The organism is Pseudomonas sp. B13(2017) (genome assembly GCF_002113245.1).
GTDB classification, from domain to species: Bacteria; Pseudomonadota; Gammaproteobacteria; order Pseudomonadales; family Pseudomonadaceae; genus Aquipseudomonas; species Aquipseudomonas putida_Z.
On record NZ_NEJX01000015.1, the window covers coordinates 137,548 to 151,047 of the forward strand.

Consider the following 13,500-nt stretch of genomic DNA (forward strand, 5'->3'; position numbering starts at 1 on the left):
CAGGCTTTTGTACATCCGCCCGCGGCGGGTTGGCCGACGCGGGCGTGTTCACTCAGTGGCGCGAGCCGGCCAGTTCGCTGCCGGCCGCTGGCTCGGCGTCAGGCTTTGGGCTTTCACGCAGCTCGATGCGCTTGATCGGGCCGACGATCACCAGGTAGCTGAACACCGCCACCAGGGCGTTGGCGCCGACATACACCAGGGCCCACTTGAACGAGCCGGTGGCACTGATGATGTAGCCGATCACGATCGGCGTGGTGATCGAGGCGATGTTGCCGAAGGTGTTGAACAGCCCGCCCGACAGCCCGGCGATCTGTTTCGGCGAGGTGTCGGCGACTACCGCCCAGCCCAGTGCGCCGATGCCTTTGCCGAAGAACGCCAGGGTCATGAAACCGACCACCATCCACTCGGCGTCGACGTAGTTGCAGAACACCATGGTGGTCGACAGCAGCAGGCCGCAGACGATCGGCAGCTTGCGCGAGAAGGTCAGCGAGTTGCCGCGGCGCAGCAGCCAGTCGGAGATCACCCCGCCCAGCACACCACCTATGAAGCCGCAGACCGCCGGCAGCGAGGCGATGAAGCCGGCCTTGAGGATGGTCATGCCGCGCTCCTGCACCAGGTACACCGGGAACCAGGTGAGGAAGAAGTAGGTGATGGCGTTGATGCAGTACTGGCCCAGGTACACGCCCAGCAGCATGCGGCTGGTCAGCAGTTGCTTGATGTAGCCCCATTTCGGGCCGTCGTTGCTGCGCTTCTGGTCCATGTCCACCAGGCCGCCGTTCTGCTCGATGTGCTCGAGTTCACCTGGGCTGATGCGTGGGTGTTGGCGCGGGTTGTAGATGGTCTTCAGCCACACCATGGAGAACACGATGCCCAGTGCGCCCATGACCACGAACACGTGCTCCCAGCCGAAGCTGAATACGATCCAGCCCATGATCGGTGCGAACAGTGCGGTGGCGAAGTACTGCGCCGAGTTGAAGATGGCCGAGGCGGTGCCGCGTTCCTGGGTCGGGAACCAGGCCGCGACGATGCGCGCATTGCCCGGGAACGACGGGGCTTCGGCAAAACCGACCAAAAAGCGCAGGGTGAACAGCGTCACCACCGCCCAGGCCACCGGCAGGCCACCGACAAAGCCCTGCAGCAGGGTGAACAGCGACCAGGTGAAGATGCTGAAGGCGTAGACGTTCTTGGAACCGAAGCGGTCGAGCAGCCAGCCACCAGGAATCTGGCCAGCCACGTATGCCCATCCGAAGGCGGAGAAGATGTAGCCGAGGGTCACGGCATCGATGCCGAGGTCTTTCTGCAGGCTGGAGCCCGCGATTGCAATGGTGGCGCGGTCAGCGTAGTTGATCGTGGTCACCAGGAACAGCATGAACAGGATCAGGTAGCGCACATGCGTCTTCTTCGTCGCTTGCATGCTGGTAGTACTCCCACTAGTTATTTTTGTGCGGGCTCACGAATTGTAACCGGAGTGGGGCTGGCCCACTCCGGGCGCGGCATCTGGCAGGCCGCGGGCGGCGCTTACTGCGGGCCCATCTTGTCCATCAGCGCGGCGAGTTTTTCGTACTCGTCGGCGGTGAGGTCGGTAAGCGGAGTACGCACCGGGCCGGCGTCGTAACCGGCGATCCTGGCACCGGCCTTGACGATGCTCACGGCGTAGCCGGCCTTGCGGTTGCGGATGTCCAGGTACGGCAGGAAGAAGTCGTCGATCAGCTTGGCCACGGTGGCGTGGTCGTCACGGGCGATGGCGTTGTAGAAGTCCATGGCGGTCTTCGGCACGAAGTTGAACACGGCGGAGGAGTACACCGGCACGCCCAGGGCCTTGTAGGCAGCAGCATACACCTCGGCGGTCGGCAGGCCACCCAGGTAGCTGAAGCGGTCGCCCAGGCGGCGACGGATCGACACCATCAACTCGATGTCACCGAGGCCGTCCTTGTAGCCGATCAGGTTCGGGCAACGCTCGGCCAGTTTTTCCAGCAGGTCGGCGTTCAGGCGGCAGACGTTGCGGTTGTAGACGACTACGCCGATGTTTACCGATTTGCACACTGCTTCGACGTGGGCGGCGACACCTTCCTGGCTGGCTTCGGTCAGGTAGTGCGGCAGCAGCAGCAGGCCCTTGGCACCCAGGCGCTCGGCTTCTTGCGCGTATTCGATGGCCTGGCGGGTGGAGCCGCCGACGCCGGCGAGGATAGGTACCGACTTGGCGCAGGTGTCGACTGCGGTCTTGATTACCTGGCTGTATTCGCTGGCAGCCAGGGAGAAGAACTCACCGGTGCCGCCGGCGGCGAACAGGGCGCTGGCGCCGTACGGGGCCAGCCATTCCAGGCGCTTGACGTAGCCAGCCGGGTTGAAGTCGCCCTGGGCGTTGAAGTCGGTGACCGGGAAAGACAGCAGGCCGTGGGAGAGGATGGATTTGAGTTCTTGTGGAGTCATTGTTGTTGGCATCCTGTGGCGCTTGGGTGAAGGGTGTTGTTTTGCGTTGGAGGTAAGTTATCGTACAACTTGTACGATGACTAGTCCCTTTGGGAGATTTTTTTGTGGAGGGGCTGAAGGAATGTTATTGCCTGGCCCGGCCTCTTCGCGGGCGTGCCCGCGAAGAGGCCGGCACAGGCGACAACAAGAGATGTATAAGACACAGATGGCAGACTAGCTGCGATCAGTCATCGTATCTCTTGGTGAGGTAGGAAAAAACGATCGCGGAGACAGGCACAAGCCCGCCGCCCGTTTCCACGGGAAGTGTTCTGGGACCAGCAGAGGGTGACCGGGGAAAACGGGGGCGGCCTTGCGCCGCCCCGCGATCAAAGCAGAGGAAACTGGGGTCAGGCAGCGTGCTGGCGCTTGATCTGCGCCTTGCGTACCTGGGCCCGGCAAGCGTCGCCGAAAGCCTGGAAGATCTTGATCGAATCCGGGTTCTTCGCCGCTTGCCACTCCGGGTGCCACTGCACGGCGAACAGGAACGGCGAGATGCTCGGGGCATGGATCGCCTCGACCAGGCCGTCTTCGGCGTGGGCGATGGCCTCGATGCCGGCGCCGAGCTTGTGCAGGCCTTGGCCATGCAGCGAGTTGACGCGAATCTCGTCGGTACCCAGGGTGTCGCGCAGCCAGCTGTCCGGCTTGATCTTCACGCCGTGCACCTGGGCGTATTGCACCTCGACCGGGTCTTCCGGGTTTTCCCGGTGGTCGTTGAAGCCAGGCTCGGCGTACACCTTCTGGTAGATGTCGCCACCCAGGGCCACGTTGATTTCCTGCATGCCACGGCAGATGCCGAAGATCGGCAGGCCACGCTTGATCGCGGCCTTGACCAGCGGGATGTCGAACAGGTCGCGGTTCTGGTCCTGGCCTTTGCCGGGGGTCTCGTTCTCCTGGCCGTACAGGGCCGGGTCGATGTTGCTGCCGGCGCCGGTCAGGTACACGCCGTCGGCCATGTCCAGATAGGTCTCGAGGTCTTCGATGCCGCAGCAGGTGGGCACCAGCACCGGGACGCAATCGGAAAACTCGACCAGCGGGGTGATGTATTTGTGGGTCATGACCTGGTAGTCATGGCCTTTGCGCTCTTGGCTGCCCATGGTCATCAGGACGACGGGTTTGCGCAGGGAGGGTTGCTTGTTGCCAATGTTGCTGTTGGACATATGTCACCTTGGGACAGGTTCGGCCTGTCGTTGTTGTGCAGGTGCACGGCGCGGGGCCATGGGTGCAACCTGTAGCCCCGAGCACTGCCGGCTCGTCGGAGGCGACGATTCCGGTCGGGGCTTGTAGATAGCTTGCCAGAGCCGTTCGATATGTCAAACGACGGAGCAGGGCTTGATGGCCGGGAATGTACCGGTTTTTGGGGGCTGAAACCGATGCGGGCCTGTGGTGGCGTGGGTTTGGCGGGGGTTAAGGTCAATAATATTTAACGATGCAGTTGGGTCTTTGCAGCGGTGCAATGAAGGTGTCGCCTGTTCCGGCCTCTTCGCGGGCATGCCCGCTCCCACAGGTTGATCACCGGTCCCGAAGGCCGAGGTGATCCTGTGGGAGCGGGCGAGCCCGCGAAAAGGCCGGAACAGGTGTCAGTGCAGTATCTGCGCCAGGAACCCCTTGGCCCGCTCGGTACGCGGCTGGTTGAAGAACACCTGCGGCGGGCTGTCTTCGATGATCTGCCCACCCTCGAGGAACAGCACCCGCTCGGCCACCTGGCGGGCAAAGCCCATTTCATGGGTGACGCAAAGCATGGTCATGCCGGTGCCAGCCAGCTGCACCAGCACATCCAGCACCTCGGCGACCATCTCCGGGTCCAGCGCCGAGGTGGGCTCGTCGAACAGCATGATCCGCGGCTTCATGCACAGCGCCCGGGCAATCGCCACGCGCTGCTGCTGGCCGCCGGACAGCTGGCTGGGGTACTTGTGCGCCTGGCTTTCGATACCGACCTTGCTCAGGTACATGCGCGCCCGCTCCTCGGCGTCCTTGCGCGACAACCCGCGCACGCTGGTGGGGGCCAGCAGGCAGTTGTCGAGCACGCTCATGTGCGGGAACAGGTTGAAGTGCTGGAACACCATGCCGATGTCGCTGCGCACCTGCGCCGCTTCGCGGGTGGTGGATGCCAGGTCGATGCCATCCACCTTGATGCTGCCCTGCTGGGCCACTTCCAGGCGGTTGATGCAGCGGATCAGGGTCGACTTGCCCGAGCCGGACGGCCCGCACAGCACGATGCGTTCGCCTTCGCGCACCTGCAGGTCGATGTCGCGCAGCACGTGGAACGCGCCGTAGTGCTTGTTCAGGCCTTCGATGCGGATCAGCACCGGGCGTGGGTCGGGTTCGGGGGCAAGGGTGGCAAGGCTCAGTGGTGCGGTCATCTTGTTGTTCTCCCGCAGGGGTTCAGTCGAAACGAGTCGCGCTGTAGGGCGCGGGGTCGGTGAAGGGGCGTTCGCCGGTGACCAGTTCGGCCACCAGCCGGCCGCTGACCGGGCCCAGGGTGAGGCCGTGGTGGGCGTGGCCGAAGTTGAACCACAGCCCCGGGTGGCGCGGCGCCGGGCCGATCACCGGGCGCATGTCGGGCAGGCACGGGCGGCGGCCCAGCCAGGGGGTGTCGTCCAGGCGCTCGCCCAGGGCCGGGAACAGCTTGCGCGCCAGGGCTTCGCAGCGGCCCAGCTGGATCTGGTTGCCCGGCGCGCTGCTGGCGTCGAACTCGATGCCGGTGGTCAGGCGCACGCCGCGGGCCATTGGCGCCAGCACGTAGCCGCCCTGGGTGTCGCAGATGGAATGCTCCAGTTGCGCGCCGTCACGGGTGCTGTAGTGCATGTGGTAGCCACGCTTGATCGCCAGCGGGATCTGGTAGCCCAGGCCGCTGAACAGGTCAGCCGACTGCGGGCCGAGGCAGGCCACCACCTCGTTGGCGGTGATCGGGCCGCGGCGGCTGTCTACCCGCCATTGGCCGTCGACCTGGCGCAGGCTGCGCGCATCGCCATGCAGGAACTGCCCGCCGCGCTGCGTGAACAGGGTGGCGTAGCCGCGGGTGAGGGCGCCGGGGTTGTTCACGGTCTTGGGGTCGAGCCAGTGAATGCCGCCGACCACGCTGGCGTCCAGCTGGTGCTCGCGGGCCTGCAACTGCCCGCATTCGAGGATTTCGAACTGCAGGCCATAACGGCTCAGGCCCTTGGCGTCGGCCTTGGCCTGCTCGAACAGCGTCGGGTCACGGAACACTTCGATCCAGCCTTTGGCCTGCACCAGCCCTTCCAGGCCGGCGGCAGCAATGAATGCGTCGTGCTCCTCGACGCAGCGCTGCACCAGCGGCAGCATGTCGGCGGCGGCCCCGGCCAGGCGCCCGGGGGCCGACTGGCGCCAGTAGCGCCATAGCCAGGGGGCGGCCTTGGGCAGGTGCAGCAGGCTGTAGCGCACATCGGGCTGGCGGTTCAGGCCGTAGCGCAGCAGCGCGCCCAGTTGCCGCGGGAAGGCATAGGGGATCACGCTGGAGCGCTCGATCAGCCCGGCGTTGCCGTGGCTGGTGCCGCTGCCCGGTTCGTCGCGGTCGATCAGGATCACCTGGCGCCCGCGGGCCTGCAGGTGCAGCGCGGTGCTGACGCCGACGATGCCGGCGCCGAGGACAAGGGTCTGGCAATGCATGGAACGTATCCTTCGGTCAGTTCAGGTGGCGGCCCAGGCGGGCTTCCAGGTGTTTCAGCAGGCGCCGCACCAGTTCGACGATCAACAGGTAGAGCACGGCGGCCCACAGGTAGATCTGGAAGTCGAAACTGCGCGAGAAGGCCAGTTTGGTCACGCCCATCAGGTCGTAGATGGTCACCAGCGAGGCGATCGCGCTGGCCTTGATCATCAGGATCAGTTCGTTGCCCAGCGGGCCGATGGCCACCAGCAGCGACTGCGGCAGGATCACCTTGAAGAAGGTGGTCGAGCGCTTCAAGTTCAGCGCCCGCGCCGCCTCATGCTGGCCGGGGGCGACGGCCATCAGGCTGCCGCGGAAGATCTCGGCCTGGTAGGCGGCGGTGTTCAGAGTGAACGCCAGCAGGGTGCAGAACCACGCCTCGCGGAAGAACCACCACAGGCCGACGTCCTGCCAGAAGCCCTTGAGCGAGCCCAGGCCGTAATACAGCAGGAACAGCTGGGCCAGCAGCGGCGAGCCGCGGAAGAAGTACACGTAGCCGGCGGCCATGCGCTGCAGCAGCAGGCTGCGCGACATGCGCGCCAAGGCCAGCAACAGGCCGAGCACGGCACCCAGGCTGAAGGAAATCGCCACCAGCTTGGCCGTTACCAGCAGGCCATCGAGGAAGCGCGGGCCGTAGCGGTCCAGCAGGTCGGGGTCGAGGACCAGCGCCAGCAGTTGTTCGAAGCTCATGCGCGTGCTCCTTGCAGGTGGCGGTTGCTGCGCCGTTCGATGAAGGCGAACACACGCCCGGAAATGGCGGCGAAGAGCAGGTAGCCCAGGCAGGCCACGCCATAGAAGAACATCGGCTCCTTGGTCACGCTGACGGCCAGGTTGGTCTGGCGCATCAGGTCGACCAGCGAGATGGTGGAGACCAGCGAGGTGTCCTTGAGCAGCGACAGCCAGTTGTTGGACAGGCCGGGCAGGGCGATGCGGGTCAGTTGTGGCAGCAGCACCTTGAAGAAGCCGGTGCGCTTGCTCAGGCCCAGCGCCGAGCAGGCTTCCAGTTGGCCCTTGGGCAGGGTCTTGAAGGCTGCCAGCCAGATCTCGCTGGAGAACGCGGCGAACACCAGGCTGAAGGCGATCATTGCGGCGAGGAAGGTATTGATCAGGAACTCACCCTGGTAGCCCATGGCTGCGAGAATCTTCTGTGCGGCGATCTGGCAGCCGTAATAGATGATCAGCAGCGTCAGCAGTTCGGGCAGGCCACGGAACACGGTGGAGAAGGTGGTGGCCCAGGCGCGCGGCAAGCGCTTGCGCGAGCGCGCTGCAAGGGCGACGACCAGGCCCAGCGGCAGGCCGATGGGCAGGCAGGCCAGGGCCAGGGAAACGGTGACCAGCGCGCCGGCCAGCAGCGCCTGGCCCCAGCCTCCACTGGCGAAGGACAGCAAGGATAATTGATCGAGCATGACGAACACCTTGTGTTGACCTCACCGGCCTCATCGCCGGCAAGCCAGCTCCCACAGGTACACCGCTGTTCTTCAGGTCAGTGAGCAACCTGTGGGAGCTGGCTTGCCGGCGATAGGGCCCGGTCAGGCAATGAGGGCTTGAAGATCAGTTGTAGATATCGAAAGCGAAGTATTTGCTGGCGATCTTCTGGTAGGTACCGTTGGCGACGATCTGCTGCAGCGCGGTGTTCAGGCGCTGGCGCAGGGCTTCGTCGTCCTTGCGCACGGCAATGGCGGCATCGGCCTTGGTGTCGGCCACGTCGCCGAGGATCTTGCAGCAGTCCCCGCCGTTCTTGGTCATCCACTCGTTCAGTGGGAATTTGTCGGCAATCACGCCATCCAGGCGGCCCGCGGCCAGGTCGGCGTTGGCTTCGTCCATGGTCGGGTACAGCTTCACGTCGGCACCGGCCTTGGCGTAGACGTCTTCGGCGTAGATGGCCTGGGTGGACGACGACTGGGCGCCAACGGTGTAGCCGTCGAAGTTGGTCTGGGCGTCGTTGATCTTGCTGTCCTTGGCCACGGCAACGGTCAGCGGGGTGCGGTAATAGTGGTCGGTGAAGGCGATTTTCTTGCGCCGTTCTTCGGTGTTGATCATCGACGCGACCACCGCGTCGTACTTGCGTGCCATCAGCGCCGGGATGATGCCTTCCCAGTCCTGGGCCACCAGCGTGCACTCGACTTTCATCTGCTCGCACAGGGCGTGGGTGATGTCGACGTCGAAGCCGTGCAACTGGTTATTGGCGTCGACATAGTTGAAGGGCGGGTAGGCGCCCTCGGTGGCGAAGCGCAGGGTTTCGGCACTGGCGGCACCCGACAGCAGCAGGGCGCACGCACCCACCAAGGCCATGGTCTTGTTCATCTCGCACCTCATTGCACTCTTGCTATTGTTGTTTTCCCGTCGACCACGAGGTGTAGCCGACGAATTCGTTATGTAGAGCGGCAGTTGCTTCCAAGCGTTTTTCAACATCCGGTCCGAGCTTCTTGCAGACCTCGTTGACCATCAGGTGCACCCACGACAGCATGGTCGAGGTGGACTCCCAGAACAGGTTGAACTCGGTGGGGATGCGGAACACCTCGTCGGCGTTGGCATCGGCCCAGTCACAGAAGGGGTCGGTCACCAAGGTGACCGCAATGCCAGCCTCGCGTGCCTTCTGGCACAACAGCAGGGCATGGCGGGAATAACGGCGGGCTTCGAACACCACCAGGGCGCTGTCTTCGGCGCGGCCCAGCAATACTTCGCCAAAGTGCCCGGCACTGATATCCACCAGCTGCACGCCATCGCGCAGGTACTGCAGCAGGTGGCTCATGCACATGGCAATGCCGCGCTCGGTCTGGAAGCCGGCGATGAACACCCGCTGCTTGCTCGCCAGGCGCTGGGCGACGCTGTGCCAGGCGCTGCTCTGGCGATACTCGTGCACGCGCACCAGGGCGGCGATTTCCAGTTCCAGGCTGCCGGCGTTGTCGCTGGCGTCCTGGTTCTGGCGGTAATCTTGCAGGCGGTCGCCGACCAGCCACGGGCCATCGCCCAGGTCGTTCTGCAGGTCTTGCTTCAACGCCTTGAGATGGGCATAACCCAATGAGCGGCAGAAACGGCCGACGCTGGATTCGCTGACGCCCAGCTTGACGGCAATGCTGGCCGAGGTCTGGAACGGCAGTTCATGCAGGTTGGCGAGCATGTAGCTGGCGATCTTGCGGCCCGAAGCAGCGGCCCCTTCGAGGCTGTTTTCCAGGCGTTGCTTGATCAGTTGGCTCATGCTGCGGCTCCAGGGGTAAGGCTTGCGAAAGAAAATGGCTGTTTTCTGTCATCAAGTCAACATTTGACAGATAGCTGTCACATGCAGGAAAGTTTTTGTCGTTGCAACGCTGTAGCCATTCCAATTCCAACAAGGAGCTTCAGATGTCCGCACTTTCCACCGGCACCGTCGTGCGTGTGCCTTTTACCGAGCTGCAGGGCCTGTTGCAGAGCATTTTCCAGCGCCATGGCTGCAGCGAAAACGTGGCGCGGGTGCTGGCCCACAACTGCGCCAGCGCCCAGCGCGATGGTGCCCATAGCCATGGGGTGTTCCGCATGCCTGGCTATGTTTCGACATTGGCCAGTGGCTGGGTCGACGGCCAGGCCACGCCGAAGGTCAGCGATGTGGCGCCCGGTTATGTTCGCGTCGATGCCGCAGGCGGCTTCGCCCAGCCGGCGCTGGCGGCGGCCCGTGAACTTCTGGTGGCGAAGGCGCGCAATGCTGGTATCGCCGTGCTGGCGATCCACAACTCGCACCACTTCGCCGCGCTGTGGCCGGATGTGGAGCCATTCGCCGACGAAGGCCTGGTAGCCCTGAGCGTGGTCAACAGCATGACCTGCGTGGTGCCGCACGGCGCCCGCAAGCCGCTGTTCGGCACCAACCCCATCGCCTTTGCCGCACCTTGCGCCGAACATGACCCGATCGTCTTCGACATGGCCACCAGCGCCATGGCCCATGGCGACGTGCAGATTGCCGCGCGCGCTGGCCAGCAATTGCCGGAGGGCATGGGGGTGGATGCCAATGGTGAGCCGACCACCGACCCCAAGGCGATTCTGGAAGGCGGCGCCTTGCTGCCATTTGGCGGGCACAAGGGCTCGGCCTTGTCGATGATGGTCGAGTTGCTGGCGGCGGCGCTGACCGGCGGGCATTTTTCCTGGGAGTTCGACTGGTCGGGGCACCCGGGGGCGAAGACGCCGTGGACCGGGCAGTTGATCATCGTCATCGACCCGAACAAGGCCGAGGGCGAGCGGTTTGCCCAGCGCAGCCGCGAGCTGGTCGAGCAGATGCAGGCGGTAGGGCTGACGCGCATGCCGGGCGAGCGGCGTTACCGCGAGCGCGAGGTGGCCGAGGAGGAGGGGGTGGCGGTGACCGAGCAGGAGTTGCAAGGCCTGAAAGAGCTGCTTGGCTGACCCGGCCTCTTCGCGGGCGCGCCCGCGAAGAATCCAGCGCCAATCCTCAGCCATGCAATGTTGCATAGACAACCTTGCACAATAGTTGATGTTCCTGAGCCCGCACTCCGGGTATGCTCAGGGCTGCCTTTTCGAACTGTCCTGATCCAAGGAGCTGCACGCTGTGTTCAAACATGTCGATGCCTATGCCGGCGACCCGATCCTCTCGTTGATGGAAACCTTCAAGGCCGACCCGCGCGCCGACAAGGTCAACCTGAGTATCGGCCTGTACTACGATGAGGCCGGCGTGGTGCCGCAACTGGCGGCTGTGGATGCGGTGGAAAAACGCATCGCCGGCCAGGACCACGAAGCCTCGCTGTACCTGCCGATGGAAGGCCTGGCCAGCTACCGCCAGGCGATCCAGGCACTGCTGTTCGGTGCCGATCACCCAGCCGTGACCGGCGGGCGCGTGGCCACCGTGCAGACCGTGGGTGGTTCCGGCGCCCTCAAGGTCGGTGCCGACTTCCTCAAGCGCTACTTCCCGCAGTCCGAAGTCTGGGTCAGCAACCCGACCTGGGACAACCACCGCGCCATCTTCGAAGGCGCCGGCTTCAAGGTGCACACCTACCCGTACTTCGACCAGGCCACCCGCGGCGTGGACTTCGACGGCATGCTGGCCACCCTGCAGACCCTGCCGGCCAACAGCGTGGTGCTGCTGCACCCGTGCTGCCACAACCCCACCGGCGCCGACCTGGAACAGCACCAGTGGCAACAGGTGGTTGAAGTGGTCAAGGCACGCCAGCTGATTCCGTTCCTCGACATCGCCTACCAGGGCTTCGCCGAAGGCCTGGTGGAAGACGCCTACGCCATCCGTGAAATGGCCCGCGCCGGCGTGCCGTGCCTGGTCAGCAACTCGTTCTCGAAGATCTTCTCGCTGTACGGCGAGCGTGTCGGCGGCCTGTCGGTGGTCTGCGACGATGACGCCACTGCCCAGAGCGTGCTCGGCCAGCTCAAGGCTACCGTGCGCCGCAACTACTCCAGCCCGCCCAACTTCGGCGCCCAGCTGGTTGCTGGCGTGCTCGGCGATGCCGCCCTCAATGCCCAGTGGGCCGAGGAAGTCGAAGTGATGCGCAAACGTATCCTCGACATGCGCCAGGCGCTGGTCGATGCCCTGGCAGTGCTGCTGCCAGGCCAGGACTTCCAGTTCTTCCTGCGCCAGCGCGGCATGTTCAGCTACACCGGCTTCAGCGTCGAGCAGGTGCGCCGCCTGCGTGACGAGTTCGGCGTGTACCTGATCGACAGCGGCCGCGTATGCATGTCCGGCCTGCGCCCGGCCAACCTGCAACGGGTTGCCGAAGCGTTCGCTGCCGTCCAGAAGTAACACCGCACGGGGCCGCTTTGCGGCCCTTTCGCCGGCAAGCCGGCTCCCACAGAGATAGCGCAAGGCTCAAGCGCTGCGCGGTCGGTGTGGGAGCCGGCTTGCCGGCGATCAGGCTGCATGCAGCCTCTGGTTGCAATCCGCTTGTAAAGACAAGTGCAACCGCTCCTCGGAAAAGGGCTTCGCAAGTGCAACCTTTCCGTGCACAATCGCGCTCCCTTTTTCGGTTGAGTTGGGCGAAACGTCTATTTCGCCATTCTCAGCCTGTTGCAGTCTTGCGAGTGGAGCTTCACCCGGAATGAATGAGCAGGCCCCAAGCGTTGAACAACGCTTTGCAGAATCGACCCCCGCCACCCTCGGCAGCTGGTCGCGTCACGACACCACCTGGATGCTGGGCCTGTTCGGCACAGCGATCGGCGCCGGAACCCTGTTCCTGCCGATCAACGCCGGCCTTGGCGGCTTCTGGCCGTTGCTGATCCTGGCCATACTGGCCTTCCCGATGACCTATTTCGCTCACCGCGGGCTGACCCGTTTCGTCCTTTCCGGGCGCAATGACGGCGATATCACCGAAGTGGTCAAGGAGCACTTCGGCATTACCGCCGGCGCCTCGATCACCGTGCTGTACTTCTTCGCGATCTTCCCGATCCTGCTTATCTATAGCGTGGCGCTGACCAACACCGTGTCCAGCTTCATGGAGCACCAGCTGCACATGGAGCCGCCGCCACGGGCCATCCTGTCGTTCGTGCTGATCCTCGGCCTGCTGGCCATCGTGCGCTGCGGCGAGCAGGCCACGGTCAAGGTCATGAGCCTGCTGGTCTACCCGTTCATCGTCGCCCTGGCATTGCTGGGCCTGTACCTGGTGCCGCACTGGACCGGTGGCATTCTCGACAGCGCCACCCAGGTGCCACCGGCCTCGGCCTTCCTGCACACCCTGTGGCTGGCGATTCCGGTGATGGTGTTCTCGTTCAACCACTCGCCGATCATCTCCGCCTTTGCCGTCGACCAGAAGCGCCGCTACGGCGAGCATGCCGATGAGCGTAGCGGCCAGATCCTGCGCCGTGCCCACCTGCTGATGGTGGTGATGGTGCTGTTCTTCGTGTTCAGTTGCGTGCTCACCCTGAGCAGCGCCCAGCTGGCCGAGGCCAAGGCGCAGAACCTGTCGATCCTGTCGTACCTGGCCAACCACTTCAGCAACCCGACCATCGCGTTCGCTGCACCGCTGATTGCTTTCGTGGCCATCGCCAAGTCGTTCCTCGGCCACTACATCGGCGCCAGCGAAGGCCTGAAGGGCATCATCACCAAGGCCGGTGCTCGCCCGAGCGCCAAGGCCCTGGACCGCGTGGTCGCCGCGCTGATGCTGGTGGTGTGCTGGATCGTCGCCACCCTCAACCCAAGCATCCTCGGCATGATCGAGTCGCTCGGTGGCCCGATCCTCGCGGTGCTGCTGTTCCTGATGCCGATGTACGCCATTCGCCGCGTGCCATCCATGCGCAAGTACAGCGGTGCTGCCTCCAACGTGTTCGTGGTGGTAGTCGGCCTGGTTGCGCTGACCTCGGTGGTATACGGCCTGCTGGGCTGATACGCCATCTGCAACAGTAATGCCCGGGTCGCTTGTTGCCACCCGGGCATTTTTTTGTCCACA

12 protein-coding genes are annotated in these 13,500 nt (G+C 64.4%); 3 read left to right on the forward strand and 9 right to left on the reverse strand.

Annotated elements, in window-relative coordinates:
- Positions 1 to 52: 52 nt before the first annotated feature.
- The 9 genes from CAG44_RS19385 to CAG44_RS19425 form a co-directional block, all read right to left on the reverse strand.
- Positions 53 to 1,414: an MFS transporter gene (locus CAG44_RS19385; protein WP_085692806.1), complete on the reverse strand. Its 1,362-nt coding sequence runs from the start codon at positions 1,412 to 1,414 to the stop codon at positions 53 to 55.
- Between the two features lie 104 nt (positions 1,415 to 1,518).
- The gene (gene kdgD, locus CAG44_RS19390) at positions 1,519 to 2,430 is read right to left on the reverse strand and encodes a 5-dehydro-4-deoxyglucarate dehydratase (RefSeq protein ID WP_025338830.1); all 912 of its coding nucleotides are present in this window, start codon (positions 2,428 to 2,430) and stop codon (positions 1,519 to 1,521) included.
- 386 nt (positions 2,431 to 2,816) lie between these two features.
- A complete protein-coding gene (locus CAG44_RS19395; protein ID WP_015270696.1) occupies positions 2,817 to 3,626 on the reverse strand; it encodes a gamma-glutamyl-gamma-aminobutyrate hydrolase family protein in 810 nt (269 codons plus the stop codon).
- Between the two features lie 420 nt (positions 3,627 to 4,046).
- Positions 4,047 to 4,829, reverse strand: a complete 783-nt coding sequence (locus CAG44_RS19400) for an amino acid ABC transporter ATP-binding protein (protein ID WP_025338831.1) — start codon at positions 4,827 to 4,829, stop codon at positions 4,047 to 4,049.
- Positions 4,830 to 4,851: 22 nt separating this feature from the next.
- Entirely contained in the window at positions 4,852 to 6,096 is a 1,245-nt protein-coding gene (locus CAG44_RS19405; protein ID WP_085692807.1) for an FAD-binding oxidoreductase, read from the reverse strand.
- Between the two features lie 16 nt (positions 6,097 to 6,112).
- The gene (locus tag CAG44_RS19410; protein WP_025338833.1) at positions 6,113 to 6,823 is read right to left on the reverse strand and encodes an ABC transporter permease; all 711 of its coding nucleotides are present in this window, start codon (positions 6,821 to 6,823) and stop codon (positions 6,113 to 6,115) included.
- Entirely contained in the window at positions 6,820 to 7,539 is a 720-nt protein-coding gene (locus tag CAG44_RS19415; RefSeq protein ID WP_004376260.1) for an ABC transporter permease, read from the reverse strand. The genes CAG44_RS19410 and CAG44_RS19415 overlap by 4 nt, the downstream gene beginning before the upstream one ends.
- 145 nt (positions 7,540 to 7,684) lie before the next feature.
- Positions 7,685 to 8,437, reverse strand: coding sequence for a transporter substrate-binding domain-containing protein (locus CAG44_RS19420; RefSeq protein WP_085692808.1), 753 nt, complete (start codon positions 8,435 to 8,437; stop codon positions 7,685 to 7,687).
- Positions 8,438 to 8,459: 22 nt separating this feature from the next.
- The gene (locus tag CAG44_RS19425; RefSeq protein ID WP_085692809.1) at positions 8,460 to 9,332 is read right to left on the reverse strand and encodes a MurR/RpiR family transcriptional regulator; all 873 of its coding nucleotides are present in this window, start codon (positions 9,330 to 9,332) and stop codon (positions 8,460 to 8,462) included.
- 143 nt (positions 9,333 to 9,475) lie between these two features.
- Here CAG44_RS19425 and CAG44_RS19430 point away from each other — a divergent pair, with 143 nt between their 5' ends.
- The 3 genes from CAG44_RS19430 to CAG44_RS19440 all read left to right on the forward strand — a co-directional run bounded on the left by CAG44_RS19430 (position 9,476) and on the right by CAG44_RS19440 (position 13,437).
- On the forward strand, positions 9,476 to 10,501 hold the full coding sequence (locus CAG44_RS19430; protein ID WP_085692810.1) for an Ldh family oxidoreductase: 1,026 nt from the start codon (positions 9,476 to 9,478) through the stop codon (positions 10,499 to 10,501).
- A 163-nt stretch (positions 10,502 to 10,664) separates the two neighbouring features.
- On the forward strand, positions 10,665 to 11,861 hold the full coding sequence (locus CAG44_RS19435) for an amino acid aminotransferase (protein ID WP_085623421.1): 1,197 nt from the start codon (positions 10,665 to 10,667) through the stop codon (positions 11,859 to 11,861).
- Positions 11,862 to 12,156: 295 nt separating this feature from the next.
- Positions 12,157 to 13,437 carry a serine/threonine transporter gene (locus tag CAG44_RS19440; RefSeq protein ID WP_085692811.1) on the forward strand — a complete coding sequence of 427 codons (1,281 nt, stop codon included), beginning with the start codon at positions 12,157 to 12,159 and terminating at the stop codon, positions 13,435 to 13,437.
- Positions 13,438 to 13,500 lie beyond the last annotated feature (63 nt).

Coding starts and splice junctions, on each gene's coding strand:
- CAG44_RS19410 (WP_025338833.1), bottom strand. CDS start 6,823: ATGAGCTTCGAACAACTGCTGGCGCTGGTCCTCGACCCCGACCTGCTG.
- CAG44_RS19420 (WP_085692808.1), bottom strand. CDS start 8,437: ATGAACAAGACCATGGCCTTGGTGGGTGCGTGCGCCCTGCTGCTGTCG.
- CAG44_RS19430 (WP_085692810.1), top strand. CDS start 9,476: ATGTCCGCACTTTCCACCGGCACCGTCGTGCGTGTGCCTTTTACCGAG.
- CAG44_RS19415 (WP_004376260.1), bottom strand. CDS start 7,539: ATGCTCGATCAATTATCCTTGCTGTCCTTCGCCAGTGGAGGCTGGGGC.
- CAG44_RS19385 (WP_085692806.1), bottom strand. CDS start 1,414: ATGCAAGCGACGAAGAAGACGCATGTGCGCTACCTGATCCTGTTCATG.
- CAG44_RS19405 (WP_085692807.1), bottom strand. CDS start 6,096: ATGCATTGCCAGACCCTTGTCCTCGGCGCCGGCATCGTCGGCGTCAGC.
- CAG44_RS19395 (WP_015270696.1), bottom strand. CDS start 3,626: ATGTCCAACAGCAACATTGGCAACAAGCAACCCTCCCTGCGCAAACCC.
- kdgD (WP_025338830.1), bottom strand. CDS start 2,430: ATGACTCCACAAGAACTCAAATCCATCCTCTCCCACGGCCTGCTGTCT.
- CAG44_RS19400 (WP_025338831.1), bottom strand. CDS start 4,829: ATGACCGCACCACTGAGCCTTGCCACCCTTGCCCCCGAACCCGACCCA.
- CAG44_RS19440 (WP_085692811.1), top strand. CDS start 12,157: ATGAATGAGCAGGCCCCAAGCGTTGAACAACGCTTTGCAGAATCGACC.
- CAG44_RS19425 (WP_085692809.1), bottom strand. CDS start 9,332: ATGAGCCAACTGATCAAGCAACGCCTGGAAAACAGCCTCGAAGGGGCC.